Genomic DNA, 1,174 nt, shown 5'->3' with positions numbered 1-1,174 from the left:
GCGTTATACGTAATGAGAGTATGAAGATATTTTTAATAGTAGCCACACTGGTTCAATTGACTCTCCTGAGTTTCTCGAAATATTATCGTTCAATTGCGAATGATGTGCTTAGAAACGCGGTGGAAACGAAAGAGGCTGATCTTTTATCTTCACTTGATAAGTTTGATTATTACAGTGACTTAGATAATGATTTATTTCTTGCTGCTGTTACGGTCTGGGTTATGGTCTTGGTCGTAACAAAATTGAAAAGTATATCAAGCACTGATATGGCTAATTTAGCGATTTGTTTACCGCTGTTCTTTAATATGATTTTGATGTCGATTTAGGCACCATAGCCATGGAAGGGCAATCACGTATAACAAACAATTTAAGAGTGATTCAGCACGCGTGGCATTTTTGGCATGCGTTGGTTTTTGGTGTTGAAGTGCCATGCAGCGGCTTGGTCATTACGTGCTTCACACCTTAATTGGGCGTTATGTAACACCAGCACTCGGATATTAAGGAAGATTTGATGGTTAGACATATTATTGTTCTTCTTACGTTAATCACAACTAGCTTTGCAAGTAACTCAAGTCAGTTAACATCCGAGATTTTTAGTGAGGTACTCAACACGACTGCCTATGAACTGCATGACAACTTAGAGAGGCTTGAAAAAGAAGATAGCTGTGAAGCTAATTACATTAAGGGTATGTTCTACTTTCGTGGAATTGTGTTTGAACCTGATTTGGATTTAGCCATTAAACACCTAACAAATGCTGGTGAATGTGGAAACATTTACGCAGTAAGACAGCTTGTATCCCACTATTTTTCAACGTTACCTAACTCAAGAAATGCTTTGCTTAAATGGTATAAAACAGGTGAGGCATTAAATGATCCGATCACCATCGGAAATTATGCTTATTTCCTATACGGTGAGGGTAACTATGACCGAGCACAGGTAATAAGCCTCTTGAAACGACGGCTCAGTTACACAAAAGCTTCGCTTGTTTTACCTCATTACACGCTCAGTCGAGTGTATGAAAAGACAGATAAGTGCAAGGGGCTTTATCATTTACAGCTAGCGCTAGAGAATGGTGGTGTAGAGTATGTAAACGAGTATATAGTTCGTTCCAAAGGCGTTGAGTGCACGGCGCATACTGTTGAGTAGTGCTACATAACAAACTGCTCAAGAGGG

At 39.4% G+C, this 1,174-nt stretch carries 3 protein-coding genes; 2 read left to right on the top strand and 1 reads right to left on the bottom strand.

The genetic code is table 11. The features are described from left to right. A partial coding sequence (locus KJB35_RS27730) for a hypothetical protein (protein ID WP_285469883.1) occupies positions 1-326 on the top strand: 326 nt, incomplete at its 5' end. Positions 327-367: 41 nt separating this feature from the next. Here the strand turns inward: KJB35_RS27730 and KJB35_RS28405 are convergent. Beyond that, on the bottom strand, positions 368-523 hold the full coding sequence (locus tag KJB35_RS28405) for a hypothetical protein (RefSeq protein ID WP_306309433.1): 156 nt from the start codon (positions 521-523) through the stop codon (positions 368-370). Here KJB35_RS28405 and KJB35_RS27720 point away from each other — a divergent pair. Beyond that, positions 512-1,147 (top strand): hypothetical protein, encoded by a 636-nt coding sequence (locus KJB35_RS27720; RefSeq protein WP_229631753.1) that lies wholly within the window; start codon positions 512-514, stop codon positions 1,145-1,147. The genes KJB35_RS28405 and KJB35_RS27720 overlap by 12 nt on opposite strands. Positions 1,148-1,174 lie beyond the last annotated feature (27 nt).

Source organism: Vibrio sp. D431a (assembly GCF_030248655.1).
Lineage (GTDB): Bacteria > Pseudomonadota > Gammaproteobacteria > Enterobacterales > Vibrionaceae > Vibrio > Vibrio alginolyticus.
The sequence above is the reverse complement of the archived record's forward strand: the minus strand, read 5'-3'. Positions and strand labels throughout refer to the sequence as shown.